Origin of the sequence: Parasedimentitalea maritima, assembly GCF_005771405.1 — a bacterium.
Classification (GTDB): domain Bacteria; phylum Pseudomonadota; class Alphaproteobacteria; order Rhodobacterales; family Rhodobacteraceae; genus Parasedimentitalea; species Parasedimentitalea maritima.
Genome location: NZ_VAUA01000003.1, coordinates 152,877 through 179,451, shown reverse-complemented (window position 1 = coordinate 179,451; position 26,575 = coordinate 152,877). Strand labels below are relative to the sequence as shown.

The following is a 26,575-nucleotide window of genomic DNA, read 5'->3' as shown; positions in this document are numbered from 1 at the left end:
GGCCAGGAGGTCTTGTCCAGCGGTGCAGACCTTATTGTTGCAGCAGTAAGCTAGTTTTACGCTTTCATTTTGCATATCGATCTCCAATCCCCGCGTGCCGCGAGGTAACCCTAAGAACTTCGTTTTCGTAAGGCGCTGACCTCCGCAGCTACATGGGTGAAGGAAGTAATATTTTGATCAAAGACGTAGTCTAATGCTCTTCCATAGCCTGAATTCGTTTGAGACATATCGAACCCCAGATCGCTAAGTGTCTGCGATACTGATCCACCGTTGTGAGCATCTGCATTTCGAAGGTCAGCTGTCAGGAAAAGTGATGCCAGTTTAGGATTGCGATCAATCACTTCTGCATCTTGATGATCTGCACTGAAGTTGGCCGTTGTCTCGTGGTTACGGTTAAGCCGCTCGAGAACATTTGTCATAATCTGCAAGAGTTTCAGGCTGCCGAAGCCTTTGTATGTCTTCACGTCGTGGCCTCCTTGATCAACTATCCTCCTGACGACACCATTGGGAAGCTTTTGCCATAGTTCATGGATTTCTTTGCACCGTGAGAGAAATTGTTGCTCTGTCATGTCAAGGGGAGCAACCTGAGCAAGGCGGCTAAGCTTGGGATAAGGTAGCCACCGCTCAGCGCTTAGCTCTTCGCGCGATATACCAATCAACTCTTCGCAGGATACACTCGCGGTTCCCAATTCTTCCGCTAACCATGCTAGCCCATCCGCAAGGTCCAGAAGCGCCTCAAGAAAACGTTGAACCTTGGCAACGATATGCTCCTCGCTCAAGTCAGTTTGATCAACCACACCTTGAGCAACAACATGCGAGTGCGCCCAAACTATTTCTCTGTCTGGCTTGCCTTTATACAATTCTCGGAGGCCCACCTTTATCAAGTTTCGACCTATGCGACGGCAGTCAGTGAAGGACCATTGCCCAGAGTACGATGGATTGCATGTCCAACTGCCATACCCGTAAAAAGGTGTGGTGTCGTAAAAGCTATTTTGCTCGTAGCGATCCAGAAAACTGTCACAAAGATACATGACTGAAGTATTCATAAGGGCGTTGGCGCGCTGATGATTCATCACTCCGCTCACCCCAGGCCAAGTCAAGTTATCCGCTGATTGTAATTGACATTTTTCGGGAGAGATTGCGCAAACCACAGCCCAAAGCTGTACCCGGACTTCACTGTTGATGCGCTGGACGCATAGGTCATACCACCCGCCTTCAGGCTTCAAGGTGACGTGTGTTTCTGTACCCAGCATTGCAGTAATATCGGGAGTTTCAGTAATATTTGCCTCGTAAAAGAAAACCCTCGTCCCGTATTTTCCACGCATCCAAAGGTAATTTCTAAGGTACTCATTGGACATTCGCCAACTGACGTTTCGGCTGGATTCAAAATGATACGAACTAGAAATTTCGCCCTCAGCCACACCAAACTCAGGAAGAGATAAATCATCAAATATGATTTTTTGATCACTTCCGCCGATACATCGAGGTGACAAGCCTAGTGTCATCCATACTTTCTCAGCTAAATGATAAGTATAGAAAGAACCGTTCCCGGAAGACGCCACGACATAGTCATGGCCTGATATGTTAGGGGCTGGGTCAGTCAGCCCACCTAATTTGTCAACAATAGGAGTTGAAAAGCTCACGACGCCGTCAGACGTTTCTTCAAAATCGTCCACTGAAATTGTCTCAGGCCCATCTGTTAAGGCCATAATCATGTGGATGGCTTCGTATTGCGAGCCGTACTGATCATGCTCATAGCGCGATGATATTTCTGGGCGCTCGAAGGGGTCTAAACCGATTGGTGTGAGCAGCGACTTCAGCTTCGGTGAAATACTGTCGTTTGGGAGCGGTAGATCGCGAATATAATTTGGGAACATACTTTTTCCGAACTTTAAATGATATCGTCTTATCGATTGTATCGAGAGAATGCATAACCAATTGAATAGTCGTTGAAAAGCGCAGGTGTAACGGAACATTTAGACAAGCTACGGTACTTCAGTCGGTATGCAAAGTCTGTTTAGAGACTCTGTTTGAGTTTGGTTCGCACTTGCAGGGAACGTTCGCTTCCCGTCGGAGGTTCGGATCAGCCATGTCCATTATGGGCTGGGAACTGGCGTTGGACGTGTTTTGCACGAACGGCAGGTTACGGCGCAAACGCCTCAAGTGGGGCGACAGCAGGAAAAAGGGCTACTCAGACCAATTTGTCATCTCTCCCGACGCACCAGGCCAGAGCATACGCTCCTGCATGGCGTGAACCCAATTGAACGGGAGACCGCTGGTTCGTTGGCACAGGTCCAGCGCTTCTGTCTCAGAGACTGCAAGTACATGTCCCCACTTGCTAGGTTGCCTGTCTTCTGTTTTTGATGCTTCAGCTTTCCATACACGCATAGCGTGATTTTCAAGAAATTTGGTGAACGAATTGTTAAGAGGGGCGTGATGCTAACATTAAATGATGCACTGCAAGGCTTGGAGGGTCCGCATTTAAGTGCCTTGCTTTGGTTCAATGAAAACCGCGGACGCCGTGTTTCTTGGGCCGAGATGAAGGACCGCGCTGACCAGGGTGTTCGATTATCGTCGGCCCCAAAGGGCATATACAAGCCTAGTTATACAGATCATGCGTTGAGTGTTCGTACACTGCAGGATGGACCATATCCGGATAAAGATGTGGAGTATCGCCCGGATGGTAGTTGGACATGTCAATATTTTCAGGAGCGGCACGATCCGTCCGAACGAGATAAGTCTGCAGGCAACCGTGGGCTGATGCTCTGCATGGAACAGCGCATTCCGGTGGGCTTCCTCATAAAGCGGCAGGATAAGCCCAGAGCGGAATATGACGTGCTAGGGCTCGGCTTCGTTACGAATTGGGAAAAAGGGTATTTTACGATTAGTGGGCTTGCTGACAACGGCGAGCTGGATTTGGAAGTAATTGAACAAGACGCAACGGCCGCTCGAGCGAAAATTCTTAGCGTATCGGAACCCCAGACGCCGGAAGGGGAATTGTCAGATCAGGATTTGCGCGAGTTTGCACTGTCCTTTGTGGCCAAGCGGCGCGGCCAGGCAGGTTTTCGAAATGCTCTTATCGGAGCTTATGATGCTCGCTGCTGCATAACCGGTTGTGATGTTCTTGCAGGGCTCGAGGCGGCCCACATCTCCCCTTACAAAGGCGAGCATTCAAATGGGATCCCTAACGGGATGCTGTTGCGCGCTGATATCCATTCGCTTTTCGATCAAGGCTTCCTCGCGATCGACGGAGAATACAGAGTGCTGCTCGCGCCTGAGATTGGCGGATCCGAGCATTATGGTATGTTGAATGGTAGTTTCATTGCTTTTCCGGAAAAGGAAAACCTGCGCCCGAGCTTGGAGGCTCTAAATGCACATAGGATTTGGGCTGGCCTCTGAGGCCATTAAAGCGGGCCCGTCATTTTCGGAGCTTTTGGGCTTCCTTGGCCCTTGATACTTGCCGGGCAGACCCAGCGTAGCGCGCAACCATTGCTCGTGTCTGGTGGCCAGTTACGGCCATGATAAGCTCATCTGAGCAACCGAGTGATGCGAGCTCCGCCGCTGCAGAATAGCGTAGCCCGTGTAGGTCGTAGTCAACCCCATCAATCTGCTTGCGGACATTCATGACCAGTTCATGGGCGCTGCGGTAACTTGACGGCTTGCCACGCCCCCAGGCGCATATTGTCGGCCCGACTTTAGGTGTTTCGGAAATTAGCGTTCTTAGCGGCGCAGTGAAGGGCACCCATAGCACCGTACCGGTCTTTCCTTGGGTGACGTTAATGCCGTCGCTCTCAATGTCACTCCATCGCATTTTGAGCACATCCCCGATGCGTTGACCTGTCCCAAGGCACAGTTCGAATATCAGCAGCGCGCGCCCGCTGGCGTGTTTTCTGAATGCGTCGATCTTTTCAGGTGGCCAGGGTTGCCGAGCTGGAGTTTCAGATTTCAGTAGCGATACGCCTTTGGCAGGATTGTCATCACGCCAGCCAATATCGATGGCATGCTCGAGCAGGATGCGCACGACCTGCACGATGTAGTTGGCAAACCGAACGGTTTCAGCGTTGGCGTCACGTGCCCGGATCAAATCCTTGCGACGCATACTGTCGACTGGCAGTGGACCGAGCTTCTTTCGTACCCATGCCAGCACCTTGTCGTAGTCCCGTGCAGTGCGAGGGGCCAGGTTCTGATATCGCTGGCTGCGCTCATAGCTCGTCACCAGCGACGAGAAAGTCTTCCCCGACGGTGGGGCAGGTTGTGCGCCATTCAGCAGCGCGGCGTACTCCAGGGCAAACTCTTTGCTGCCGGGTCGTGAGGCAATGCGTGCAGACTTGTAGCCTCTTCGCTGGAAATACAGGATGCCGTACTTGTCATAGACGTGTGCTGGAAGGTCTCGCCTCATCGTTTCATATCTACCAGGTCAAAGGGATCTTGGGATGGCTGCGCAGTAGGTGGAGTGATTAAAACACTTCCGTCGGGTTCTATTCGCACAGAAAACCCTTGTGCCGCCCATTCCGTTACGGCGCGTCTCAGGTCAGCAGGCTTAAATACCGGTCGCTCACCCATCGATCACTCTCCTTTGTCTGTTGTTGGGTGTGTTCTTAGGGGCGCGGCTTGTTCACGTGAGTGGCGGCTGAGCCGCGCCCCTGCAGCAGCAGAGTTCATGCTGCTGGTGTCGGTGAAGGTGATATTACTGGGCAGCATCGCGAAAGTCTTCAAGCGGCTGGCGGCAGATTGGATCGTCGGGCTTGAATGAGTTCGCGGGTCTTTTCAGCCACCCGTTGCAAACACTTCTCGACCTCAGTTGGCTCAGAGGCGGGCAGGGGGCGCTCAATCAGGTGGGCAGCGCGCAGACGGCTGGTGTCGATGCTCTGACCACGGGCGGCCTTCAGCGCGACCCAGGCCGTCGTGAACTGGCTTGGATCGTCAATGTATTCTTCTGGCCGCAGGGCTATTTTGCGGGCCAAATGAATGTTCTGTGTTTGTTTTTCAGACATTTAATTCTCCATCGTTTTGTAACTCCGTTTGATACGAAATTCTCGTATCGGTCAAGGGTATAATGCGAAAATTTCGTACACTTCCCCATTATTGGGGGCTTGCCGGAGTTCGCAAAAAGAGAATAAAACGTGAACATTAGGGGGAATCGAATGGTATCCAGGCATGTAGCCAGGTTTTTGTTGCTGTTAGGCGTGAATTTGAATTGGGTTTTCGCGCCCTTAGTTTGGTGGCGTGTCAGTCGAGGTGCTTCAGTATCTCTTGAAGAACGTCGGAAGGCAGTCGGGCGGGGTCTCCGCCAAGAATGAAATTAAAGTCGACTTGGAATGCAGAGAGAAAGTAGGTCATTAGCTGCACCGAAGGAGCTCCGGCTTGCTCTTGTGACCGAAAGGTCGTGTATTTAATGCCCGCACTTGCTGCGAGCTCCTTTTGGCTGAAGCTCGACATCATGCGAGCTGCAATGAGGCGTTTGTGAATGGCCTCAGGGGAGGTGTCTCCGCGGCGGCAGCGTTTTTCGATCTCTAAATAGTCCATGGTGATGTATCCGCCAAAATACGATTTATTCGCACTAATTTTAGATCGCACTGTTGAAAATGCGAAAATATCGTATTAACAGCATGTATGACCACTCGAAATTTGATCCAAACGCTGGGCGGATACCGTGCCGTAGCCACGCGTCTTAACAAAAAACCGACCACCGTGCACACGCACATGCAGGAGGGGACAATCCCTGCTTCCTGGTATGACGCGCTGTGCCGGATGGCTCGGGAAAAGGGAATAGATGAGCCACCGCGCTCGATGTTCTCTTTTCTCCAAGTAGCGCCAGACGGAGAAAAGGGGAGGGACGCAGCATGAGCCGTCCCCGCCTGACCCTGGTTGTGAACAATGAAAATCCATGTCCGCAGAATACCGCGGGCGCTGGGCAAAGATCTTGGTCAAATCAGTTTGACCCGTATGAGCTGAAAGCAAGCGCACCAGACCTTTGGTCAGCGTATTTCCGCGCTCGTTTCCACAGCCCGCGTGAAGTGGCGCTGTATTGCGACGTGAGCTTTCAAACAGCGCTGAACTGGTGGGGAGCGGTAACCTCACCAGCCAGCCACATTGCCTTGTTGGTGATCCTCACTGATCCGGATGCACCTGCGTTTTTTGAGCAAGCGAGGGAGAGAGCGGCATGAGTATTGAACTCTACTCACTGATCAGGCGCCGGTCGGTTGGTTCGCCGACGAAGAAGTCGATCCTGCTGTATATGGCTGACGCCGCCAGCGACGACGGATCCGGCATCTGGGTCAGCAAGGGCAACATGGCCGCCGATCTGGAGATGAAGAGTAAGCGCACCGTGCAGACGCATATCTCTGAACTGGTTTCGGCTGGGATTGTCTTTGAGGTGGGGCAGAGGAAGTGCAAAAACGGCTTCACTGTCGAGTACCGGATCGACCTAGGCGCCGTATTGTCGCTCCCTTCGACCCGTGCAGGAAATGCACCCGTCCCACAACATCTAGCGGGCGCAGGAAATGCACCCGTGCAGGAGATGCACCCGACAGGTGCAGGAAATGCACCCCTACCGGTGCAGGAGATGCACCCAAACCATCCTTTTAACCATTATAGAACCTTATGTCCGGCTGACGCCGACCACACACAAGACTTGGAATTTGATTTTCAGGATTTCATTTCGAAGTTCTCGAGTGCCTATCCCCGAATGGGCGATGCAGAGAAAACCGAGGATGAGTTGCGCACCGCGCTGGGCGAGGGGGCTGACCCACAGGTGGTGCTGGCAGGGGCAAAGGCCTATGCGGTTGAGCAGGAAGGCAACAAGCCCCGGTACATCCTCTATTCTGAAAACTGGCTGAAACAGAAACGCTGGCGCCAGCTTGTCACGAAACCCAAAGAGCCAGTGGATCCAAAGAAGATCCTCAAGGCTCGGGCCAAAACCATCCTGGAAGGCAAGCCGTTCATCTGTCGTCACATCACCGCAGCCTCTGCAGGCGAATGCATCACGGCTCAGCTGGTGACCGTCGAGCAATGCCGGACAGCAGGGATAAACCTATGACGTCTCCCCACTCAGATCCTGAAAGAAATGGCATCGTGTTTGGTGTTGCCGTGGTGACCATTGATCCAGTCGCAGGGGACTGCGTTCTACAGGCTCCAGTGAAAGGAATAATCACCACCTCGGTAAGGCGCATCCATTTTCATAGCCTCGACGAAATATGCGGGGCCCACCAGGCACAGGCAACGCGAGCCAAGACAGACCCAATAGCCCGAGACATTGCAGCAGCCCTGAAATTCGCAGGCAACAAAATCAGAGCGTACGAGCAGAGGAAAAGAAAATGACAAAGCGCATGACAGCTGCTGAGTTCAATCAGGCACAGCAAGCGGCACCCAAAGAGGACCGGCGCCGTGTGCGGGGCACCAAGCGCACAGTGGTCGATGGCGTTAGCTTTGACAGCAAGACAGAAGCCCAGCGCTGGCATGAATTGCTGATACTGCAGGAGGTGGGTGACATCTGCGGTCTGCGCCGACAAGTCGATATCGCTTTAGAGGGCCGTGACGGACCCATCATGACCGACAGCGGCCGACAGCCGCGGATGTACCGGGCTGATTTTGTTTATGTCGACAATGCGCTGGGCGTCATGGTCATTGAGGATCGCAAGGGCCACGAGACGGAAGTGTTCAAAATGAAGAAGGCCATTCTGGCGGCTCAAGGGATGGAGATCCTGGTCACAAAGGCCAAAGGCTAACCTGATGGGCGAGCATCACGATCTCGAAGCGGAGAACCGACAGCTGCGCAAGCTGTTGAAAGCGGCGCAGAGCGCTGGGCGGGCAAGACAGCAACCCAGCGCCCGTAATGCACCTGCGCTACAGCTCGAATTACCAAAAGTAGTCCGCTACCCACTGGCAGAGTTCGCAAGCGCTCGTGGGCAGAATGTGCCGCTGCCTGACACTGTTGCTGAGATTGCAGAGGTGATCGGCCGTGGCAATGCTGTGCGCTTGGTTGAAGGCACTCGGGCAACGGGCAAGAGAAAATGGCGGCGCCAGCTCTATGTGCCGGGCGACATGCACGACGAACACCGGATCGCTAAAATGATTGGGCTCGAGGCCGCCGCGCAGCTGAGCCATAGCCACGCCAATTGCATCATAGAGCTACCCAGCTGCTTTGCGCTGCGCAAAGCCTACATGGCCGACCATGCCTTGCGCCTGGCAGACAGTGGCGCGGTGTTGTCCGAGATCGCGCGAGAAATGGGCGTTGAGCAGAAAACGGCTAGAGGATTGCTCGCTGATGCCGACTATTGGCGGGCGCGTTTGTGCTGAAACAGAGGGGAGTCAAAAAGGCATTCGATTCTTAAATGGGCCACTCAAGATGGTGATCTCCGTCCCGAGCCACCATTACCTTCTCGTAACAACGCTGGACACAGCTTTCACTTTGCGGGCATTCGTACATCATGCAGCTTTTTGTCGAGGATAACGGTGGTGGACTCGGGCAGTCGTGCGCCAGGGCTTGTCTCCCGTAACAAGAGTTTGGTTTTCTTTGCGGGTGGGACCAAAGAAAAACCGCGAGTATTCAGAACTTTCCGCTACCTCCGAGGCCCGCTGCGTCTTGTGCCTTTGCCTATGTCCTGCGCAATATATGGCAATGATTGCCGACTCTGCCCCGAAGCCGAGCGGATGTGCGAGAGGGAACGAGCCATGCCAACATTGAACTGGATTGGAAAAGACGCGGTGGAGCATCACCACGCCGAGGTTCCTTATCGGCTTGTCCATTGCGATGGGGAGTTGTCATCTGGTGATCCGGACGCAGGCAACCTTCTCGTTCAAGGCGACAACTTGGAGGCTTTGAAGGCTTTGCTGCCCTATTACGGCGGGCAGGTGAAATGTATCTATATCGACCCTCCTTACAATACGGGAAACGAGGGCTGGGTTTACAACGACAACGTCGCATCGCCTGAGATTAAAGCTTGGCTTGGCAAGGTTGTAGGTAAAGAAGCAGAAGACCTGTCCCGCCATGATAAATGGCTTTGCATGATGTATCCAAGGTTACGGTTGCTTCGTGATTTCCTTAAGCCAGACGGGGCTATTTTTGTTAGCATTGATGACGATGAAAATCATAGGTTGAGGATGCTATTGGATGAAATATTCGGGCATCAAAATTTCGTAGCGACGATGGTTTGGCAGAAGAAATATGCACCAGCGAACGATGCAAAGTATTTCAGCGATGACCACGATTACATTCTCGCTTATGCGCGCAACAAGTCGCAATGGTCACCCAACAAGATTGCTCGATCTGCGGAACAAGATGACAAATACAAGAATCCCGATGATGACCCGCGTGGGAGATGGCAGTCAGACAATTATACTTCGAACAAGAACAAGCAGGAGCGCCCAAACGGCTGGTATCCTGTCGTAAACCCCAATACGGGCGAAGAAATTTGGCCCTCCCCAACTGCGGTTTGGAGGTATCCCGAAGTGACGAATAAGAAGCATATTGAAGACGACAGGTTGTACTGGGGAGTGAATGGCAACAACTCTACACCCCGATATAAGAGATTCCTGTTTGAAGTTGGTGGCATCGTTCCGAGAACCGTTCTGCTACATGGCGACGTTGGGCATAACCAAGCCGCGAAGCGGCAGATTCTCGACATTTTTCATGGTCAATCGGAAGTATTTGCGACGCCAAAACCGTCTTCACTGATAAAACGTGTTCTAGAAATTGGCTCTCAGCCAGGCGATTTGATTTTAGACTCGTTTGCTGGATCAGGAACCACAGGCCACGCGGTTTTAGAACTCAACAAACAATCCGAAGAAGATCGCCAATTTATCCTCGTGGAGATGGATGAAAAGATTGCGCCTGAAATTACTGCCGAGCGTATGCGCAGGGTAATTGTTGGCTATGACAAAGGCGGCGACAATGAGAAACCGGTAGAAGGGCTTGGCGGAGGTTTTCGCTATTGTCGCCTTGGAGTACCACTTTTCAATGAGTTTGGCGACATCGACACCTCCGTCAGCTTCCCTGACCTTGCCGCCCACATTTTCTTTTCTGAAACCGGTGCGCCGATCCCAGCCAAAGCCGATGGCACCTCTTCCTATGTAGGCAAGCACGGCGAAAAAGCGGTCTACCTCCTGTTTGCCTCAGGGCAGGAAGGCATGCCGCGCGAGGCTATGGGCAATGTCTTGACGCCCGACGCATTAACAGCTCTTCCAACTCCCCCAGACGGCTTTGAGGGCACCCGCGTGGTCTTTGCCGAAGGTACAACCGTTTCGCCTGACCGATTGAAGGCCGAAGGCGTTGTGTTCAAGCAAATCCCTTATCAGATTGAGGGAGTTTGACATGGCAGCTACCAATTTTGAACTGAAAGAATACCAGAAGATCACGCTGGACCGGTTCGCCAGCTACCTGCGCGGAACAACCGACGACGGGGCAAACGTGGCCTTCTACAAAGCCACTAACATGCCATTCAGAAGTGCACCCGCCGTGGCAGAGGGCACACCCTACGTTTGCTTGCGTGTGCCCACGGGCGGCGGTAAAACACTACTGGCCGCATACTCCATTGGTATTGCGGCTCGGGAGTATCTGACGGCAGCTAACCCGATGGTTTTGTGGCTTGTCCCGTCCACCGCCATTCTTGATCAAACTGTTGACGCCCTAAAGACTGAAGGCCACCCGTATCGCGCGGCACTGGCCAAGGACTTTAACCGCAACTTCACCGTCATGACCAAGACTGAGGCCTTGGCGATGTCACGCGCCGACGCCACGGGCGGGGCCGTTGTGATCGTGTCCACCATACAATCTTTCCGCCGCGAAGATGATAGCGGCAAAGAGAATCCCGAGGGCTTGAAAGTCTATGATGACGCGGGCGCGTTAATGGACCATTTTGCCAACCTGACCGAAGAGCAAGCAGGCCCACTGGAAACGGTTGAAGGCACCAATCGCCCCATCGCGTCTATGGCAAACTTGCTACGCCTACACCGTCCGATGGTTATCGTGGACGAGGCCCATAACAGCCGCAGCGATCTGTCGTTTCGTACATTGGCGCGATTCACGCCGTCGCTGATTTTGGAGCTGACCGCTACACCGCAGACGGATCATGTCCCCGCAAGGGGCAAGCACGCTTCCAATATCCTCTATTCTGTTTCAGCCGCAGAACTTAAAGCGGAAGAGATGATCAAGATGCCCATCCGCCTAACGACGGACGGCGATTGGGTCAAAACGGTTGGCGCAGCGTTGGACAGCCAGAGAATGCTCGAAGAAGCCGCAAAAGCCGAAGAGCAGGAGACCGGCGAATACATCCGTCCCATAGTGTTGTTTCAAGCGCAGAGTGCCTTGGCCACCGACCCGCACCGCCTGACGTGGCAGAAAATTGAAAAACACCTGACGGATGATCAGCGCATCCCCAAGGAACAGATCGCTGTTCACACAGGACCGCGCAAAGACCTTGATGCTATTTCTGATATCCGGGACCCGAAATGTCCGGTGCGTTACATCATTACTGTGTCCAAGCTCAAAGAGGGCTGGGATTGCCCTTTTGCCTATGTGCTATGTTCAGTGGCCGATCAAGTGTCGCCAGTGGCGGTAGAGCAAATCCTCGGCAGGATTCTGCGAATGCCGCAGGCCAAGCGTAAACGGCGTGACGCCTTGAACCAGTCCTACGCCTACATCGTGTCGCGCAGCTTTGACGATACCGCACAACAGCTTAGAAATGGGCTGATTGAGGGGGCGGGTTTCAACAAGATGGAAGCCGACGACATCATTGCACCACAACAAAACATGGGCTTTGACGCGGCCGCCGACGAGACGGGGCACGAATCTGACCCGTTGCCCGATGACTCTGCCGCGCCCTCGAGTGTTGTTGCGGCAATTGAAAAACTACCGCCGTCTGTTAAGACGCGGGTTTCGTTCAACCCCGAGACCCGCACAATCACTTACAAAGGGCCGATGACGCGCGAGAGCCGAAATATCCTTCATCTTGGGCTGGCGGCAGTTCCGCAAGTCGGCAAGGCCATAGACAAACTGTATGCCAAATCCAACAATTTCCAAACCAGCGCCGCAGACGATGAAGATAAACCGCCGTTCATCGTGCCGATGCTTGGGTTCCGCAAGCAGGGCGAGTTGCAACTGTTTTCGCAAGAACACTTTCTGGACCTGCCATGGCGCTTGGACGAGTGCGATGTGGTCGACATCACCAATCGGTTCAGTGTCGCGGACAGTAGCCGGACCGGAACAATCAATGTGAGCGACCAAGGCAAGGTCGAAATCAATTTTGTCAAACAGCTCCAAGGACAACTGGCGGGTGTTATCAAGGAACCGACTTGGACGCTCCCGCGCCTTGCTAACTGGATTGATGCTGGCATTATTCATCCCGACATCACCAAACCAAGCGCGGTTGTGTTCATTTCCCGTGCGATTGATGCATTGATCGCGTCAGGGTTGGCGTTGGATGTTCTTGCCCGCAACAAGTACGACCTTCGTAAAGCTTTGGGGCAGTTTATCAAAGATTTGCGGGGCGAACGGGAAACGAGCCAATACAGCGCGCTCTTTACCGCAAATACTGCAGACTTTGCCACCACTGCTGACTTGTCCATGATCTTTGATGAACAATCCTACGCGCCCAATCGGCCGTATTCTGGTGGTACTGTATTCAACAAACACTACTTTTCGTTGCTTGGAGACTTTGACAGCGGAGAAGAGTGCGACTGTGCCATATATCTCGACCGGCACGAAAAGGTCCGTTACTGGGTTCGCAATGTGGACCGCAAGAAGTCGTCCTTCTGGCTGCAATTGCCCCATGCGAAATTCTACCCCGATTTTGTCGCGATGCTGACCGATGGGCGAATTCTGGTCGTCGAATACAAGGGGCAGCATCTCTACGACGCGGAAGCGGTCAAACGACAGATTGGTGCCGTTTGGGCTGACGCCCGCAATGGTGAAGGCCTATTTTGTATGCCGACTGCCCGAGACTTTGAGTTAATCAATCGCACCATCGGGTGAGACATAGATGGTGAAGCGCACCAAATTCCCGCGATCCGACAAGCGATGCAATTTTTCCATTTGCAGAAAAGGTCGGCTGTCCGCCCGAAATGGCCAGCATATCGATGCAGAGATCGAACATTTGGAAATGGCAATTGATGCTGTGTAACCAGGTGCGTTTCCACTAATTTTATCTCTCATTGAGCCTCTATAGGAAAAACCGCCAGAGGTCTCCCCCCCCGGCAAAAAGTAACGATGTCTGCAAACACTTGGGCGCGCGCAATAGCGTGCCCGGTTTGCAATAAGGGGCATCGTTGCATGACACGACCGGCAGTTAGCTGGAACATTTCACTGGGTTCGATTTTGAGCCTGGTGACGATCCTTGCCTCTCTGGCGTTTGCCTGGGGCCAGTTCAATACCCGCATGGAAGTCACAGAAGCCAAGCTTGACCGGCTCGACGGGCAGGTCGTGGCAATGGATGATTTTGAGCGTTTGGAACGCCAGTTGGAAGATCTCGGCCCGCGTCTGCGTCAGGTCGAGCAACGGATCAGCGCACAAGATGCCACTCTAGACCGCATTCTCGAAACACTGGTGGACATCCGTGCGCGGCTCGACCGCCGGTCGCCACCGTTGCCCAACTATTACCCAGAAAATCAATAGGAGACGCTGCATGAAACTGGTCAAAAACTGGAAGCAGGTGCTGTCGGGTGCCTGGTCGGTGCGCCTCATGGTGATTGCTGCCATTGTCTCTGTGCTAGGTGTATTTCTCAGCATTGTGTCCTCTGACCTGCTGGGTTGGAACCCGGTTTGGTTTGCGGTTGTGGCGTCGGTGTTCAATGTACTGGCTATCCCAGCCCGGGTGATCATGCAGGAAGGCATCAAGGTATTTCAGAGCTTTCGTAGCGATGAAAGCGGAGCCATTGGACGGCGTGGTGCAGTTGCTGGCGCAAGCGCCGCTGTGGTTATGGCCCTGGCCACGCCATTCATTGCCCAGTGGGAGGGTGTTCGGCTCGAGGCCTACAAGGATATTGTCGGTGTCGAGACGATCTGCTTTGGCGACACACACGGTGTCCAGATGGGGGACACGGCCACCATGGAAGAGTGTGTGGCGCGGTTACAGGAAGACGTTGAGAGATTTTATGCAGACATCGCCGGATGCATGACAAACCCGGATATTCCTGCGGGCGTGCAGGCTTCCATGTTGGAATTGGCTTTCAATGTCGGATCGCCAAAGGTGTGTCGGTCGACCATGGTGCGTAAGGCCAATGCGGGCGACTACGCTGGAGCTTGCAATGAGCTGCGTAGGTGGGTGATAGCTGGCGGACAGCGCTGGCCCGGGCTGTCCAATCGCCGTGCAGACAGCAAACGGTCGTTGTGTTTGCGCGGCATATGATGGGCTATCGTCCGGTTCTCGCTCTCTGTCTGGCCTTGGCTGCCTGTGGCACACCAGTCGGGAAGCTGGCAGGAGCTATGGGTGGCGGGCCAAACGTAGCAGCCAATGTGCAGGCGGGGCGCACCAATGCCCAGACAGTGGGCGTCGCTGACTTCACCGACCAGCGGGTCAGCAGCTCGCAAGCAAGATCCATCGAGCAGAGCGCAGGGCGTACTGGCGTGCGTAGCGAGAACGTGCAGACCATCGTGGTGAATGAGGGCCCAAAGCCTTGGCAGCTGTTGCTGGGCTTTCTGGGCTGGCTGCTGCCGACGCCTATGCAGATCGGCAAGGCGGCTGCGTCTGGCATTGGTCGGCTGTATTCGCGGGTCCTTCCCTAGGGGGGACGCTGTGAGGGTGTTCATATGCGCAGGAATTCATGTGTGCGTGCCGCTGGGGTTTGGGGTTGTTGTTTATATAGATCTGGCAAGTGCATGAAGCGAATGAGAAAATCCGTTTCGGAACACCAAATCGCCTCGGTCTTCAAGCCAAACAGGTTTGATATTCATAAGAGGGTCAAGTGGCTGTAAAAAAAGAGAAAACACGTGGTCGGGAAGTAAACCGAACAGAGTTGGCGGAAATCAATGGCGTGTCTCTTCCGACCGTTGAAAGTTGGGTCCGCCGTGGTTGTCCTGTTGTCCAACGTGGCGGGCGTGGTCGTGCGTGGCAATTCAATACCGCCGAAGTTCGCAATTGGCGCGAGGATGATATTCGAGCTGAAGCGAGCCACACCACACATGCCAACAAAGATGAGTTGCTTCTGCGCAAGCTGGCAGCCGAAACAGAGCAAGCCGAACTGGATCTGGCAAAGGCAAAAGATGAGCTGGTCCCGGTCGAGCAGCTGGAACGCGCATTGACTAAGGCCTTTGGCGAAGTGAGGGCAGGGATGCGCAATGTGGTGCCTGGTCGGGCTGCACGCCGGTTGATTGGTGAGACGGATGAAACCAAATTCAAGGTGGTTTTACTGGAAGAGATCGACCATGCGCTTGGTGCGCTGGCTGATGATGATCTGATCAATGAGGCAGACCTCGATCTCGAAGATGATGAGGGTGACAATGCCGAGGGCGAAGGGGCGAAAGGTGCGTGAACGCCCGGGCTGATTTTTCCAATGCCCGTGCTGTAATTCGCGCGGTTCGGCGGGCGCGGTCTTTTCTGCGGCCCCCGCCAAACCTGAAACCATCACAATGGGCCGAGGCTAATATTCAAATCCCGGTTGGCAATGCCGTACCCGGACCCATGCGGTTTGATAATGCGCCTTATCAGCGCGAAGTGATCGACATGACCGTTGAGCCGAGTTGTAACCGCATCACGCTGATGTGGGGTGCGCAGGTCGGCAAGACCCAGACGGCACTGGCAGCTCAGGCTTACCGGATCGGGTTCAATCCAGTTTCTCAGCTGATGATGCAACCGAGCCAGGGTGACCTGACCACTTGGCTGGAAACCAAATTCAACCCGCTGGTCGATGCCAACGAACGGTTGCAGGAATTGATCGCCAAACCCCGCGGGCGGGACGGGGTGAACAACCAACGCATGAAGAGTTACCCGGGCGGGTTTCTGATGTTCAGCTGGTCGGGTTCACCTAAGACCATGCGCGGCCGCTCAGCCCCATTCATCGTTTGCGACGAAACCGATGGTTATGATCGAACCGATGAGGGTCACCCGGTTGGCTTGCTATGGCAGCGGGCTGCGACCTTTGGCGATCAGCGACTCTTGCTGGAAATCAGCACGCCAACGATCAAGGGCGCCAGCTGGATTGAAAGCGCATTTGAGGAAGGGGATCAGCGGCAGTTTCATGTGGTTTGCCCGCACTGCGAGCACAAGCAGGTTTTAAAATGGGGGCAAGTGACTTGGGACAAAAACGACGATGGTTTGCACCTTTCGGAAACAGCCGTCTATCACTGCGAAGGGGATGGCTGCGGCACGGTTTGGAATGACGGCGAGCGTTGTGCTGCCATCAGAAATGCCGAACGCCTGGGTGGTGGCTGGATCGCTAAGAAACCGTTTCGCGGCCATGCTTCCTACCATTTGTCTGAACTTTATAGCTGCTTTCGTAACCTGAAAGACATTGTTCAGAGCTTCCTGGACAAGAAGGCTGCAGGGGATTTGCAAACCTTCGTCAACGTGTCCCTGGCTGAAACATGGGAAGAGGAAGGTGACAAGCTCGAGGCCGACACTCTGATGGCCCGGGCCAAAGAATTTGGGGCGCAGGCGCCGATGGGTGTTGGTGTCGTGACCGCTGGCATCGACATGCAGGGTGACCGGCTAGAACTGGAGGTTGTTGGCTGGGGGCTGGGCGAAGAATCGTGGTCGCTTGGCTATAAAACTCTTTGGGGCGACCCGCTGCGACCTGATGTCTGGAAAGAGCTGGACGAATTTCTCGAGGCAACCTGGACCCACGAGACTGGGGTCGAGCTGCGGATCACGGCTGCCTGCCTCGATACTGGGGGCGAGGCTGGATACACGCAGGCCGCCTATGATTATGCCCGAATGCGACTTGGTCGAAAGCTGTTTGCCATCAAGGGTGTTGGCGGGTGGGGCCGCCCCATCGTCACAGCGCCCAGTAAAATAAAACAACGCGGCGTTCGACCGGTTCAGTTGTTCCCGATTGGGGTTGATGAGGCCAAGGTGGTGGTGGCACAGCGGGCGCGGATTTCTGAGCCGGGGCCGGGATATAATCACTTTCCTCTGACCAGAGATCCCAATTGGTACGACATGTTCACGGCCGAGGCCCTGCGCAGCCGGAAAGTGAAAGGGTTTACCGTGCGTGAGTGGCACAATGTGCGGCCCAGAAACGAGGCCTTTGACTGCCGGGTCTACGCCTATGCCGCGCTGCGCATCCTCAACCCGAATATCCCGCGCTTGGTGCGGGCGCTGGAAGAGCAGGGCCGCGATATTGAATTGCCAGAGACGCCACAGGCCGAGGCCGCACCTGCGGAAAAACCGCCAGAGGCAGAGGACGCCCCAAAACCGGAGACTGCGAGAAAGCGCCGGTGGAAGCCTATGAGCAAAAGGCGGCGGCGCGGTATCTGAATAGGGCGTGAATGTGAGCACAATTCCCGGCGAAATCGGGGCAGGGGTGACCTTTACGGTTATTGCTTGCCTGCCTGTATACCCTGCGCCGGACTGGTCGATTGACCTGATCCTGCGCGGTCCCAGCCAGATTGATATCAGCAGCGTCAGCAACGTCGAAAATCATGAGTTGCGCGCCGCCGCCTCTGTCACCAAAGACTGGAAACCGGGACGGTATCGCTATGAGATCCGGGCCAGCAATGGTGACGATGTGGTCACAGTTGAGTCCGGTGAAGTGAAGATCTCGCCAGACCTATCTGCTCAGGTTGCAGGGTTTGACGGGCGCGATCATGTGCAGCGGGTTCTCGATGCCGTTGAGGCCGTGATCGAGAATCGCGCGACCATCGATCAGCAGCACTACCAGATTAACAACCGCTCGCTGACCCGGACGCCGATGGATGATCTTCTGAAGCTGCGTGCCAAATACCGCGACGAGCTGGCCGGGCAGAAACGTGCGCACCGGGGCGGTGGGCTTGGCCCGCAATACAAGGTACGGTTCTGATGTTCGGCAAGCTGTTCTCCCGTTCCGCTCCAATGGTAGAGGCGCCGCGCCGCAAGGCCCCGCCAATGCTGGCGCGCCAGCGTCGATCTGGGGGCGTCCGCAATTTCGACGCAGGGCAGAATGACCGGCTTACCAGTGGTTGGACAAATACACCGCTGCCTGCGGATCAGATTATTCGTCGGAACTGGCGCACCCTGGTGGCGCGGTCGCGCGAGCAGGCTGCCAATAATCCATATGGCAAAGCCTTCCAGCGCAGTGCGCGCCGCAATATCGTGGGCCAGCAGGGGTTGGTGCTGCAGGCCCGCACTAAGGATGGCACCAAGGGCACACTGGATCAGGGTGCAAACCGCGCCATTGAACGGGCCTGGAAGTCCTGGTGCAAGGCTCAGAATTGCGATGTGACGGGCCGCCGGTCGTTCCGCCAGATCCAAAAAGAGCTGATCAACGGCTGTGTCACTGACGGCGAATTCATGGTGCGTTTTGTCTATGGGCGGGACGCTGGGCCATGGGGCTTTGCTCTGCAGGTGCTGGACCCCATGCGCTGCCCGGTGGATATGGATGAAGAAAAACGCCCCGGTGGTGGGTTCATCCGGGCGGGCATTGAGTACACCAAGCTTGGCCGACCCATTGCCTATTACTTTACCACATTAAGCCCGAATGAAGCCGACTATAACTATGGTGGACGCGGTTTTGTAAAAGTGCCGGCCGATGAGATTGTGCATTGGTTTGAGGCGGATATCGTCGGGCAAAAACGGGGCCTGCCCTGGATGGCCACGGCCCTGTGGCGCATGCACCAATTGGGTGAATTTGAGAAGTCAGCTTTGGTTGCGGCTCGTGACGGCGCCAACCGGCAAGGGTTTATTGAGTGGGCCGAGGGTTTCGGACCTGAACTTGATGAGGATGACGACGAAGACGGCATCGAGATCGAGAGCGAGGCGGGCGTTTATCAGAGTTTGCCTCAAGGCGCGAAGATTGCTGACAGTAAGTCCCAGTATCCCAACGGCGAAATGGCGGTGTTTTCCAAGCATATGCTGCGTGGTGTCGCCAGTGGTCTGGGTGTCGCCTACAACGATCTGTCCAATGACCTCGAGGGGGTGAACTTTAGCAGCATTCGCCACGGCATGCTCGCAGAGCGGGACCATTGGAAAGAGCTGCAAGAGAGCATGGTTGAGAGCTTTGCAGTACCGGTCTATGAGCGCTGGCTTACCTATGCTCTGCTGGGTGGTCGTATCACGCTTGAGAACGGATCGCCCTTGCCAGCGGCCAAGCGTCAGAAGTTCATGGATGTGCAATTTCAGCCCCGGCGCTGGGACTGGATCGATCCGGCCAAGGATGTGAAAGCTGACGTTGAGGCGATGGACAACCTGATCAAATCGCACGGGCAGGTGATCCGCGAACGCGGGCGAGATCCGCAGGATGTCTACGGCGAGATCGCCGCAGACATTGAGGGCATGCGTGCCGCAGGTATCTCCGAAGACATCATCACCGCAGTTATGACAGGAAAGCTCAAAGGAGGGCAGGGCAATGGCCAGCAAGGCAGTTCCCCCAAAGCCGGAACCCCCGGTGAAGACGACACTGAAGACAAAGCCGGAGACTGAGTTGATTGGCCGGTCGCTAACCCGAGACATCACACCAGAACAGATCAACGCAGGCGAGCAGGGTGCAAGCCGTGGGTTGTTGCGGACTGTTGAGGTCGGCGCCATCGATGAAGAGGCGCGCACAGTGGAACTGGCCTTTTCCAGCACGACGCCCGTGGCGCGCTGGTTCGGAGAGGAGGTGCTGTCACACAAGCGCAAAGCAGTAAAGCTACAGCGTTTGAATGACGGCGGCGCGATCCTGGTTGGCCATGATTGGGGCGATCAGGTTGGCGTGGTGGAAAAAGCCCGCGTCGATAGCGACCAGATGGGGCGTGCCGTTGTCCGGTTTGGCAACAGCCCCCGGGCGCAAGAGATCTTTCAGGACATTGTCGATGGTATCCGGCGCCATGTGTCCGTGGGCTACACGGTCAGCAAAATCGAGGAAGAGGTGCGCGAGGGGCAGCCCAACCTGGTGACGATCACTGAATGGGAACCCTACGAGATTTCCATTGTATCGGTGCCAGCCGATCAGAGCGTCGGCGTGGGGCGGGGTGCGGAAAATCCGCCAGAGGGAAGCCCCGCACCTGCAGGGCAAACTGCGGGGAACGATACGGGCGCGGATGGCTTGCCCGCTGATACTCAACAGAGGGAACTCAAGATGAACACCATCATTACCCGCGATGCTAAGGGCAATAAGGTTCGGGCCAAAGTGGATGAAAACGGCGAAATCGTCGAAGTTATTGAAGTGCTCGAGCGCGCCAGTACAGGTGTCAGTAGTGATGTTGAGGCCGCTGCAGTGACCCGTGGCCGTGAGCAAGAGCAGACCCGCGTTCGCGAGTTGACCGAACTGGGTACGGCCTATGATGCTGGCGATCTGGCCACCCGCATGATCGCAGAAGGCAAAGGCGTCGAAGACATGACGCGCGATTTGAATGACCACCTGCACCAGCGCAGCACCCAGCGCCACCTGTCTGACAACAGCGATGTTGGCCTGACCGATGCTGAGGCCGGGAACTTTTCCTTTATCCGGGCTATGCGCGCCCTGGCAGACCCGACCAACCGTCGCGCCCAGGAGGCGGCGGCCTTTGAATTTGAAGCTTCTGATGCAGCTGCCCAGAAAATGGGTCGTGATGCGCAGGGCGTAATGGTGCCCACCGAGGTTCTGACCCGTGCGTTGAACACTGACAGCAGTGGATCTAGTGCTGGTGATACTGGTGGGTTTTCGGTTGGATCTCCTCTGCTGGCTCAAAGCTTTATCGAAATGCTGCGCAACCGCGCTGTGCTGATGCGCTTGGCCACACCGCTTGGTGGGTTGACCGGAAACCCTGATATTCCGACGCAGGAATCGGGAGCCTCAGGCTACTGGATCGGTGAAGACGATGATGCGCCGGAAGATATCCTTGGTCTGGGCCAGCGTCAGATGAGCCCCAAGACCGTGGCGGCCTATTCGGAAATCACCCGCCGCACTCTGAAACAATCCAGCCTCGATGTTGAGGCCCTGGTGCGCCGTGACCTTGCATCGGCTCTGGCCCTGACTATCGATCATGCTGGATTCTATGGATCTGGTGCAGGTAATGAGCCGCTGGGGATCAAGAACACCAATGGCGTCAATGCCATCGACTTTGCAGGGGCTGCATCCGGTGGCGGCGTTGCGTTGCCGACCTGGGGTGAAGTGATCCAGATGGAGACTGAAATCTCTGCTGACAACGCTGATGTCAATTCGATGGCCTATGCGTTTAACGCCCGGATGCGCGGTCACTTCAAAAGCACAGAGAAATTCTCGAGCACCAGTGGTCAGCCGATTTGGGAAAACGGAAATTCTGTGAATGGCTACCGGCCCGAGGTCACCAACCAGATCGCAAATGGCGATCTGTTCTTTGGCAACTTTGCAGATCTTATCCTTGGTATGTGGGGAGGTCTCGACATCACCGTTGATCCTTACACCGGCAGCAAGAAAGGCCGGTTGCGGATCGTAACGATGCAGGATGTGGACTTTGTGATCCGTCATGCTGCGAGCTTCTGCTACGGCTCCGACGCCTCCTAAGTTGCAGATCTGAATTCTTTGGCGGGCTGAACCGGCCCGCCGCTTTATCTCTCAAAACAGAGGACACAGAATGTCAAAACCATCTGACTACACAGTCACCAGCTCGTTTGTCTGGGACAAGAAGATCATGAAGCCAGACGATCCAATTGCCCTGACGGATACGCAGGCTGCACCGCTGAAATCCCGTGGCAAGATTGAACCGGGCAAGCCTAAAGCGAAGAAACCCGCTTCCAAAACTGCGGCCACCAAAGACTGATGCCCGCCCCCTCCTGGGAAAATCCTGATGCCTTCCTGCAGCTTGACGACTTTGCCATTGCGGTGACGGTCACGCCGCAGGGGGGCGTTTCTCGTGTGGTCCGGGGCATATTTGACGAACCTTACCTGAATGCTCAGCTGGGTGAGTATGACGCGGATGTCGTTGAGCCGCGTCTGACCTGCAAGGCTGCTGATGTGGCTGATCTGGCGGCCAAAGATGCGGTTCAGATTGATGGGGTCCCCTATTACCTGCTGACTGGGCCGCAGGCTGATGGCACCGGCTTTGCGGTTCTGCGCCTGGCCAAGGGATAGAACAATGCTAGCGTTCGACTTTGACACGAGCGAGATGAAACGTATCGCTGATGAGTTCGATGCCAGCGAAAAAGATCTGTGGCATGCTTATTCCAGAGCCCTGCGGCGCACCGCTTCCACCATGAAAACCCGGGGCCGCAAGGGGCTGCGCACTGAGCTGGGGCTGCGCAACGCCGCCGAGCTGCGCAAGCGTCTGCAGGGTTTTAGGTTCAAGCGTGGCAAGGCGATGGGCGAGGTCCGCATGTGGTTTGGTTTGAACGATATGCGGGTGTCTGCATTCAAAGGGCGAGCAGCCCGCACCGGCGCCGGGGCTTCATTTGCCGGGCAAGATTTTGATGGCGCTTTTGTTGGTCGGAACGCGAAGGGGCGGCAAACGGTCATGCGGCGCGTTTCCAAATCCCGCTGGCCGGTCAAAGAGGAACGCATGTCCATCGAGGACAAGGCGCAGATCTACATTGAAGACGAGGTTTTTGACGAGATCGAAGAGGTGTTTTTCATGAATTTCCGCGCTGAGGTGCGATCACGGACGCTCTATGGCGTTGGGAAGAGGGACTGACGTGGCGGATAACATCGACCTGGACCAGCTGCATGATGCAATTTTGGCCAAGATCAAAGAGCAGTTTCCAAGCCTGCAAACTGTCGAGGCCTACGGCGCTGATCGTAAAGACCTGGTGGTGCCTGCGGTGTTGCTCGAGCTGGTCGACATGGAAGCTGACCCGGATAGTGACCCAGGCACCGAACAGCTGGCAGTGGTGACCAAATGGGCAGCGCGGGTGGTGTTTTCCTTCCGGCAGGGAAACGTAAAACGAGAGATCCGCAAGCTGGCGGGGGCTCTGGCGGTGTTGGTGCATGACAATCGCTGGGGGCAGTCCGTGAATCCTGCAAAAGTCACAGTGATCGGGCCTGACGCCTTTGACCCTGCCTTTGACAAGTTTGAGGTCTGGGCGGTTGAGTGGGATCAGCAGGTTGATCTGGGCGCGAGTGTCTGGACAGGTGAAGGGGTGACACCAGACCGTGTCATGGTTGGCTATTCGCCTACTATTGGGCCCAGCCAAGAGGGCGAATATACAGAATTGGTCAGCACCGCATGAGCTATGGCGCCGCCAGAAATGAGCAGGCCCGCGAGGGTATTGTGCGATTTGGTGTCGTGACGGCCGTCGATGCCGGGACGGCCCGTGCCAAGGTGAGCTTTGGTGGCGAGAGCGAAAGCGCCTGGCTGCCCTGGCTGGCAGAGCGCGCGGCGGCGATTACAGTCTGGGCACCAGTCTCAATCGGTGAACAGGTTGTTGTGCTGTCTGAATCGGGGGAAACTACGCAGGGCGTGATCCTTGGTTCGGTGTTCAGCGATGGCAACCCGGGTGCAGGTTCAACGGAGGCCGTGCATCGTGTCAAAATTGGCGGGTCATCGATCACGATAAACGGGTCGGCAATCACCTTGTCCAGCAATGGATCAACCATAGTTGTGGACGCCGGAGGGGTCGCCATAAACGGCGCCCGGATTGATCTGAACTGATGCCTGGGGTCACGCGCAAAGGCGATAGTTGCACTGGTCACGGGCCGTTTCCGCCACGCGCCAGCACCGGGGGCAGCGGTACTGTGTTTGCGAATGGCATTCCTGTGCATCGCCAGGGCGACAGCTGGGCAGTCCACTGTATTCCGGGGCCGGTGTGTCATGGCGGTGGCCTTGCTTCCGGGTCGGGTTCAGTGTCAGCCAATGGTCAGCAGCTGGGGCGGATTGGTGATCCTGTTGATTGCGGATCAGTGGTTGCGGGTGGGTCAAGCAATGTCTTTGCCGGAGATTAAACTACACTTTTGAGCCGTCAAAGGCTTCGGATCTAAACAACCAATGCTGCACCATGCACATATCGACTAGAAGGGCGGTTTGCGGCCGTTCGCTGCGGTTTGCTCCAACGGCGGCTATGCGCAGATACCGACCTTTGCAAAGTGGCCGCCCCAGATGCCTTGAAGCGACACAACCCGCTCATTGCGGACCTTGGTGCAGCAAGCGGCGAATGGCTGATCTGAGTCCAGTGGAGGAATTGTATTCTATGAAGAAAGACACCTTGATTGCCGACGGAACGTTTGGAGTAGGCTTTAAGCTTTCAGGCATCACACAAATGAGGGTCACAATGTCTGATGAGGTGCCCCACTCGACAATGTCGTCTTACTCGAAGTACGTGAAGTTTACATAGCCAATTAGGAAAGCAATGCCCAGAATTACGCCAATAAACAGGAGTGGCGCCAACAGACCGGCCAGAAATCCCAGCTTTTCAAGTCCGGCCATCAAGCGATCACCAATGTGTTTGGTTGGCAAGTGCGTCAATTCTGCTGCCACTGTGGCAGATGCCACGACCGGGTACCGCCAATATGTCACCAATTTTGAAAACGCCAAAAAGGCATAGAGCAAGCTTGCCCCACTCAGCAACCCCAGAGCCAACCATCCTGGACTGCCTGCGCCGTGGAAAAGGATCATTCCCCAGAACCCCAAGGCAAGTGCGCCAACCGTCATTTCGATACCCACGCCAGCCAGCGGCACCATCTCAAGGTCTTCACCGCAGGACTGGCATTTGTAACGATAGACCGAGTGGTAGATCTGCATTTCCCGTGACACGGGCATCATTTCCGGCGCCTCGCAATTGGCGCATTTGCGAATTTCAGCCATGTTAGTTGTCTTCCTTGATGTCCGTATTACGGGGGGAATAGGCAATAATTACGTCAAACCAATCCCGCATTGGCTTCGAATGGCGTCTACTGCTGCTGCGGTGCCTTGAGCCGAAAACCTCAGAACCAGCTCACCGTTTGGATTTAGAACGTCCACTTTTCTTGCCGCTGCAAACGCATTCAGCATTGAGGCGCTCACTGGCACGTTTCCGACCCAAGCATCATCACCATCCCCGTCAAAGTACCATGACGGGGCAACTTCTTTGAACAGGCTGCCTCCAGGAAGATGAAATTGTAGGCCTAGCTGGGCGGTTGCATCATCTTGCGCAAACAGGTTTGGCAAAGACGGCACATACAATTTTAGATCCAGTTTCTGCGTGTTTTGATTGCGTTCGTCACATCCGAGATTCAGCACATACTTGCCCTGTTGAATATGCATCTGGGCATAGGTGTGGCCTGTATTGTCCGTGCCAGATGCTAACACCCATTGGTTTTCCGCTGCGACGGCCATCGCGCCAGTAAAAATTACCAGTAATGGAACGATCAGGAGTTTACGCCACATAATATTTCCTTTTGTCATACACAGTGCCCAGCAAGCACAAGCGGTCAAACTAAATCTGTTCAAACACTTACCAGTTGCGCCCCATTTGAGTCCAACCTAACCTGCAGTGCAATGTTTCCCGTGAAGGGGAATATGCCGCTTCGCGGCTAAAAAGGGAAAATACTAGAAAGATAGAACATGCTGAAATTATCGTCATTAACTGCAGTAACTTTACTACTAACCGCCGTCTCCGGCCATGCCTATACGTTGGTATCGTCGCAATCCACCACCACCGGATTCGATCACACAGTTCAATGTGAAAGTGGGGCAACTATTGTGTTGAAACAAATGTCAGGCAACTACCATGTCGGAGGGGGAATCTACTCTACTTTCGACGAAGCCTTAGCAGGCCAAGGTTGCAAGTGACCTTTGTGCGAAATTGCCACCGGGCACGCAGTTAAGGCCCACTGACCCCGCCACTTTTGGCGGGGTTATAACTTTTGACTGACTTAATGTTGGCTCTGAAGGGCATAAGTTCCTGACGTTGAGCAGTAAGCTTTTCAAGAGAGCAGGCTGCAGGATGATGCTGGCATCTGCGGAAAACCTGCTGCTTCCAGAAAATGCAAAAGATGTTTTACGGGCCGTTCCTTGTTGGCGGAAATGACAGCTTTGGGCATATGGGGCCAGCCCCACGCGTTTTGCGCACGGAGTTGTTGCTTTTCAAATTTAAGCTGGGATGGAGGCCGAAGACGTCAGAAGTTCTTGTTTATCTCACACAGCTTGCGGACCAAGTAGCCGGCGTCGGTGAGCAGTTTGACGTACAATGTCCCACCCCGGTTAAAATCGGCTTGGAGTTTCTTAGAGCTGGGTTTGTTGACGATCAAAATGCCTCCACCACAATTGTCGTTAATTTTTACACACGTGCTCTCATTTGCAAAGCAGTCCCCCTTGGATCTATATGCACTGTAGGTCACGTCTTCGGAATCCCACACCCGGATTTTATCTGCCTGAGCTGCTGTGCCCATAATCACTAGAACGACAAAGGCGGCTGGAAGAGCGCCAGTAGTTTTGAGAAATTTATTCAATATTACGTTTCCCTCATTGTAGAGATATGCACTTAAGGCACATCCTTAGTAAGGAAACGCCAAACCTGATTGGTGTCAAGAAAGATAAAGGTACTGCGTCAAAGTGGGTCGATCCATTGATCCATATGTATTATTTCGTTGGGACTAAGGC

At 54.8% G+C, this 26,575-nt stretch carries 29 protein-coding genes; 22 read left to right on the top strand and 7 right to left on the bottom strand.

The annotated features are described in order from the left end of the window. Window positions 1-110 precede the first annotated feature (110 nt). Window positions 111-1,877 carry a hypothetical protein gene (locus FEE96_RS07120; protein WP_138162328.1) on the bottom strand — a complete coding sequence of 589 codons (1,767 nt, stop codon included), beginning with the start codon at window positions 1,875-1,877 and terminating at the stop codon, window positions 111-113. 559 nt (window positions 1,878-2,436) lie between these two features. Between FEE96_RS07120 and FEE96_RS07115 the strand changes: the two genes are divergently transcribed. After that, entirely contained in the window at window positions 2,437-3,399 is a 963-nt protein-coding gene (locus FEE96_RS07115) for an HNH endonuclease (RefSeq protein WP_138162327.1), read from the top strand. A 19-nt stretch (window positions 3,400-3,418) separates the two neighbouring features. On the opposite strand, the gene FEE96_RS07110 is transcribed toward FEE96_RS07115, so the two are convergent. The 3 genes from FEE96_RS07110 to FEE96_RS07100 all read right to left on the bottom strand — a co-directional run bounded on the left by FEE96_RS07110 (window position 3,419) and on the right by FEE96_RS07100 (window position 5,526). After that, the gene (locus FEE96_RS07110; protein ID WP_138162326.1) at window positions 3,419-4,399 is read right to left on the bottom strand and encodes a tyrosine-type recombinase/integrase; all 981 of its coding nucleotides are present in this window, start codon (window positions 4,397-4,399) and stop codon (window positions 3,419-3,421) included. A 313-nt stretch (window positions 4,400-4,712) separates the two neighbouring features. Next, entirely contained in the window at window positions 4,713-4,994 is a 282-nt protein-coding gene (locus tag FEE96_RS07105; protein ID WP_138162325.1) for a hypothetical protein, read from the bottom strand. A 235-nt stretch (window positions 4,995-5,229) separates the two neighbouring features. Further along, complete coding sequence (locus FEE96_RS07100) at window positions 5,230-5,526, bottom strand: helix-turn-helix domain-containing protein (RefSeq protein WP_138162324.1); 297 nt, start codon at window positions 5,524-5,526, stop codon at window positions 5,230-5,232. An 87-nt stretch (window positions 5,527-5,613) separates the two neighbouring features. On the opposite strand from FEE96_RS07100, the gene FEE96_RS24080 reads away from it, so the two are divergent. The 21 genes from FEE96_RS24080 (at window position 5,614) to FEE96_RS06995 (ending at window position 23,940) form a co-directional block, all read left to right on the top strand. Further along, on the top strand, window positions 5,614-5,847 hold the full coding sequence (locus tag FEE96_RS24080) for a carph-isopro domain-containing protein (protein ID WP_425467301.1): 234 nt from the start codon (window positions 5,614-5,616) through the stop codon (window positions 5,845-5,847). Beyond that, window positions 5,844-6,167 (top strand): hypothetical protein, encoded by a 324-nt coding sequence (locus FEE96_RS07095; protein WP_138162323.1) that lies wholly within the window; start codon window positions 5,844-5,846, stop codon window positions 6,165-6,167. The genes FEE96_RS24080 and FEE96_RS07095 overlap by 4 nt, the downstream gene beginning before the upstream one ends. Then, window positions 6,164-7,039 (top strand): helix-turn-helix domain-containing protein, encoded by an 876-nt coding sequence (locus FEE96_RS07090; RefSeq protein ID WP_138162322.1) that lies wholly within the window; start codon window positions 6,164-6,166, stop codon window positions 7,037-7,039. Before FEE96_RS07095 ends, FEE96_RS07090 begins: the two co-directional genes overlap by 4 nt. Window positions 7,040-7,316: 277 nt before the next feature. Then, window positions 7,317-7,727: a DUF1064 domain-containing protein gene (locus FEE96_RS07080; RefSeq protein ID WP_138162320.1), complete on the top strand. Its 411-nt coding sequence runs from the start codon at window positions 7,317-7,319 to the stop codon at window positions 7,725-7,727. Window positions 7,728-7,731: 4 nt separating this feature from the next. Beyond that, on the top strand, window positions 7,732-8,298 hold the full coding sequence (locus FEE96_RS07075) for a hypothetical protein (RefSeq protein WP_138162319.1): 567 nt from the start codon (window positions 7,732-7,734) through the stop codon (window positions 8,296-8,298). Window positions 8,299-8,673: 375 nt separating this feature from the next. Beyond that, window positions 8,674-10,311 (top strand): site-specific DNA-methyltransferase, encoded by a 1,638-nt coding sequence (locus FEE96_RS07070; protein WP_138162318.1) that lies wholly within the window; start codon window positions 8,674-8,676, stop codon window positions 10,309-10,311. A gap of 1 nt (window position 10,312) precedes the next feature. Continuing rightward, window positions 10,313-12,970 carry a DEAD/DEAH box helicase gene (locus tag FEE96_RS07065; protein ID WP_138162317.1) on the top strand — a complete coding sequence of 886 codons (2,658 nt, stop codon included), beginning with the start codon at window positions 10,313-10,315 and terminating at the stop codon, window positions 12,968-12,970. A gap of 297 nt (window positions 12,971-13,267) precedes the next feature. Further along, on the top strand, window positions 13,268-13,609 hold the full coding sequence (locus tag FEE96_RS07060; RefSeq protein ID WP_138162316.1) for a hypothetical protein: 342 nt from the start codon (window positions 13,268-13,270) through the stop codon (window positions 13,607-13,609). A gap of 10 nt (window positions 13,610-13,619) precedes the next feature. Then, window positions 13,620-14,342, top strand: a complete 723-nt coding sequence (locus FEE96_RS07055; RefSeq protein WP_138162315.1) for a lysozyme — start codon at window positions 13,620-13,622, stop codon at window positions 14,340-14,342. Beyond that, a complete protein-coding gene (locus tag FEE96_RS07050) occupies window positions 14,339-14,719 on the top strand; it encodes a bacteriophage spanin2 family protein (protein ID WP_246079337.1) in 381 nt (126 codons plus the stop codon). Before FEE96_RS07055 ends, FEE96_RS07050 begins: the two co-directional genes overlap by 4 nt. Before the next feature lie 179 nt (window positions 14,720-14,898). Next, window positions 14,899-15,465 carry a terminase small subunit gene (locus tag FEE96_RS07045; RefSeq protein ID WP_138162314.1) on the top strand — a complete coding sequence of 189 codons (567 nt, stop codon included), beginning with the start codon at window positions 14,899-14,901 and terminating at the stop codon, window positions 15,463-15,465. Continuing rightward, a complete protein-coding gene (locus FEE96_RS07040) occupies window positions 15,462-17,408 on the top strand; it encodes a phage terminase large subunit family protein (RefSeq protein ID WP_138162313.1) in 1,947 nt (648 codons plus the stop codon). The genes FEE96_RS07045 and FEE96_RS07040 overlap by 4 nt, the downstream gene beginning before the upstream one ends. Window positions 17,409-17,421: 13 nt before the next feature. Next, complete coding sequence (locus FEE96_RS07035; RefSeq protein ID WP_138162312.1) at window positions 17,422-17,949, top strand: hypothetical protein; 528 nt, start codon at window positions 17,422-17,424, stop codon at window positions 17,947-17,949. Next, complete coding sequence (locus FEE96_RS07030) at window positions 17,949-19,547, top strand: phage portal protein (RefSeq protein ID WP_138162311.1); 1,599 nt, start codon at window positions 17,949-17,951, stop codon at window positions 19,545-19,547. Before FEE96_RS07035 ends, FEE96_RS07030 begins: the two co-directional genes overlap by 1 nt. After that, window positions 19,513-21,570 carry a phage major capsid protein gene (locus tag FEE96_RS07025; RefSeq protein ID WP_246079335.1) on the top strand — a complete coding sequence of 686 codons (2,058 nt, stop codon included), beginning with the start codon at window positions 19,513-19,515 and terminating at the stop codon, window positions 21,568-21,570. Before FEE96_RS07030 ends, FEE96_RS07025 begins: the two co-directional genes overlap by 35 nt. A 70-nt stretch (window positions 21,571-21,640) precedes the next feature. After that, complete coding sequence (locus FEE96_RS07020) at window positions 21,641-21,826, top strand: hypothetical protein (protein WP_138162309.1); 186 nt, start codon at window positions 21,641-21,643, stop codon at window positions 21,824-21,826. Continuing rightward, the gene (locus tag FEE96_RS07015; protein WP_138162308.1) at window positions 21,826-22,137 is read left to right on the top strand and encodes a head-tail joining protein; all 312 of its coding nucleotides are present in this window, start codon (window positions 21,826-21,828) and stop codon (window positions 22,135-22,137) included. The genes FEE96_RS07020 and FEE96_RS07015 overlap by 1 nt, the downstream gene beginning before the upstream one ends. Before the next feature lie 4 nt (window positions 22,138-22,141). Continuing rightward, a complete protein-coding gene (locus tag FEE96_RS07010; RefSeq protein WP_138162307.1) occupies window positions 22,142-22,693 on the top strand; it encodes a phage tail protein in 552 nt (183 codons plus the stop codon). Further along, on the top strand, window positions 22,671-23,228 hold the full coding sequence (locus tag FEE96_RS07005) for a hypothetical protein (protein WP_246079333.1): 558 nt from the start codon (window positions 22,671-22,673) through the stop codon (window positions 23,226-23,228). Before FEE96_RS07010 ends, FEE96_RS07005 begins: the two co-directional genes overlap by 23 nt. After that, a complete protein-coding gene (locus FEE96_RS07000; RefSeq protein ID WP_138162306.1) occupies window positions 23,225-23,650 on the top strand; it encodes a phage baseplate assembly protein V in 426 nt (141 codons plus the stop codon). Before FEE96_RS07005 ends, FEE96_RS07000 begins: the two co-directional genes overlap by 4 nt. Beyond that, window positions 23,650-23,940 carry a PAAR domain-containing protein gene (locus tag FEE96_RS06995; protein ID WP_138162305.1) on the top strand — a complete coding sequence of 97 codons (291 nt, stop codon included), beginning with the start codon at window positions 23,650-23,652 and terminating at the stop codon, window positions 23,938-23,940. The genes FEE96_RS07000 and FEE96_RS06995 overlap by 1 nt, the downstream gene beginning before the upstream one ends. Before the next feature lie 361 nt (window positions 23,941-24,301). Here FEE96_RS06995 and FEE96_RS06990 read toward each other — a convergent pair whose 3' ends face one another. From FEE96_RS06990 to FEE96_RS06980, 3 genes are all read right to left on the bottom strand, one after another. After that, entirely contained in the window at window positions 24,302-24,799 is a 498-nt protein-coding gene (locus FEE96_RS06990) for a hypothetical protein (RefSeq protein WP_138162304.1), read from the bottom strand. Between the two features lie 48 nt (window positions 24,800-24,847). After that, window positions 24,848-25,360, bottom strand: coding sequence for a hypothetical protein (locus FEE96_RS06985; RefSeq protein ID WP_138162303.1), 513 nt, complete (start codon window positions 25,358-25,360; stop codon window positions 24,848-24,850). Window positions 25,361-26,091: 731 nt separating this feature from the next. Beyond that, window positions 26,092-26,424: a hypothetical protein gene (locus tag FEE96_RS06980; protein WP_138162302.1), complete on the bottom strand. Its 333-nt coding sequence runs from the start codon at window positions 26,422-26,424 to the stop codon at window positions 26,092-26,094. Window positions 26,425-26,575 lie beyond the last annotated feature (151 nt).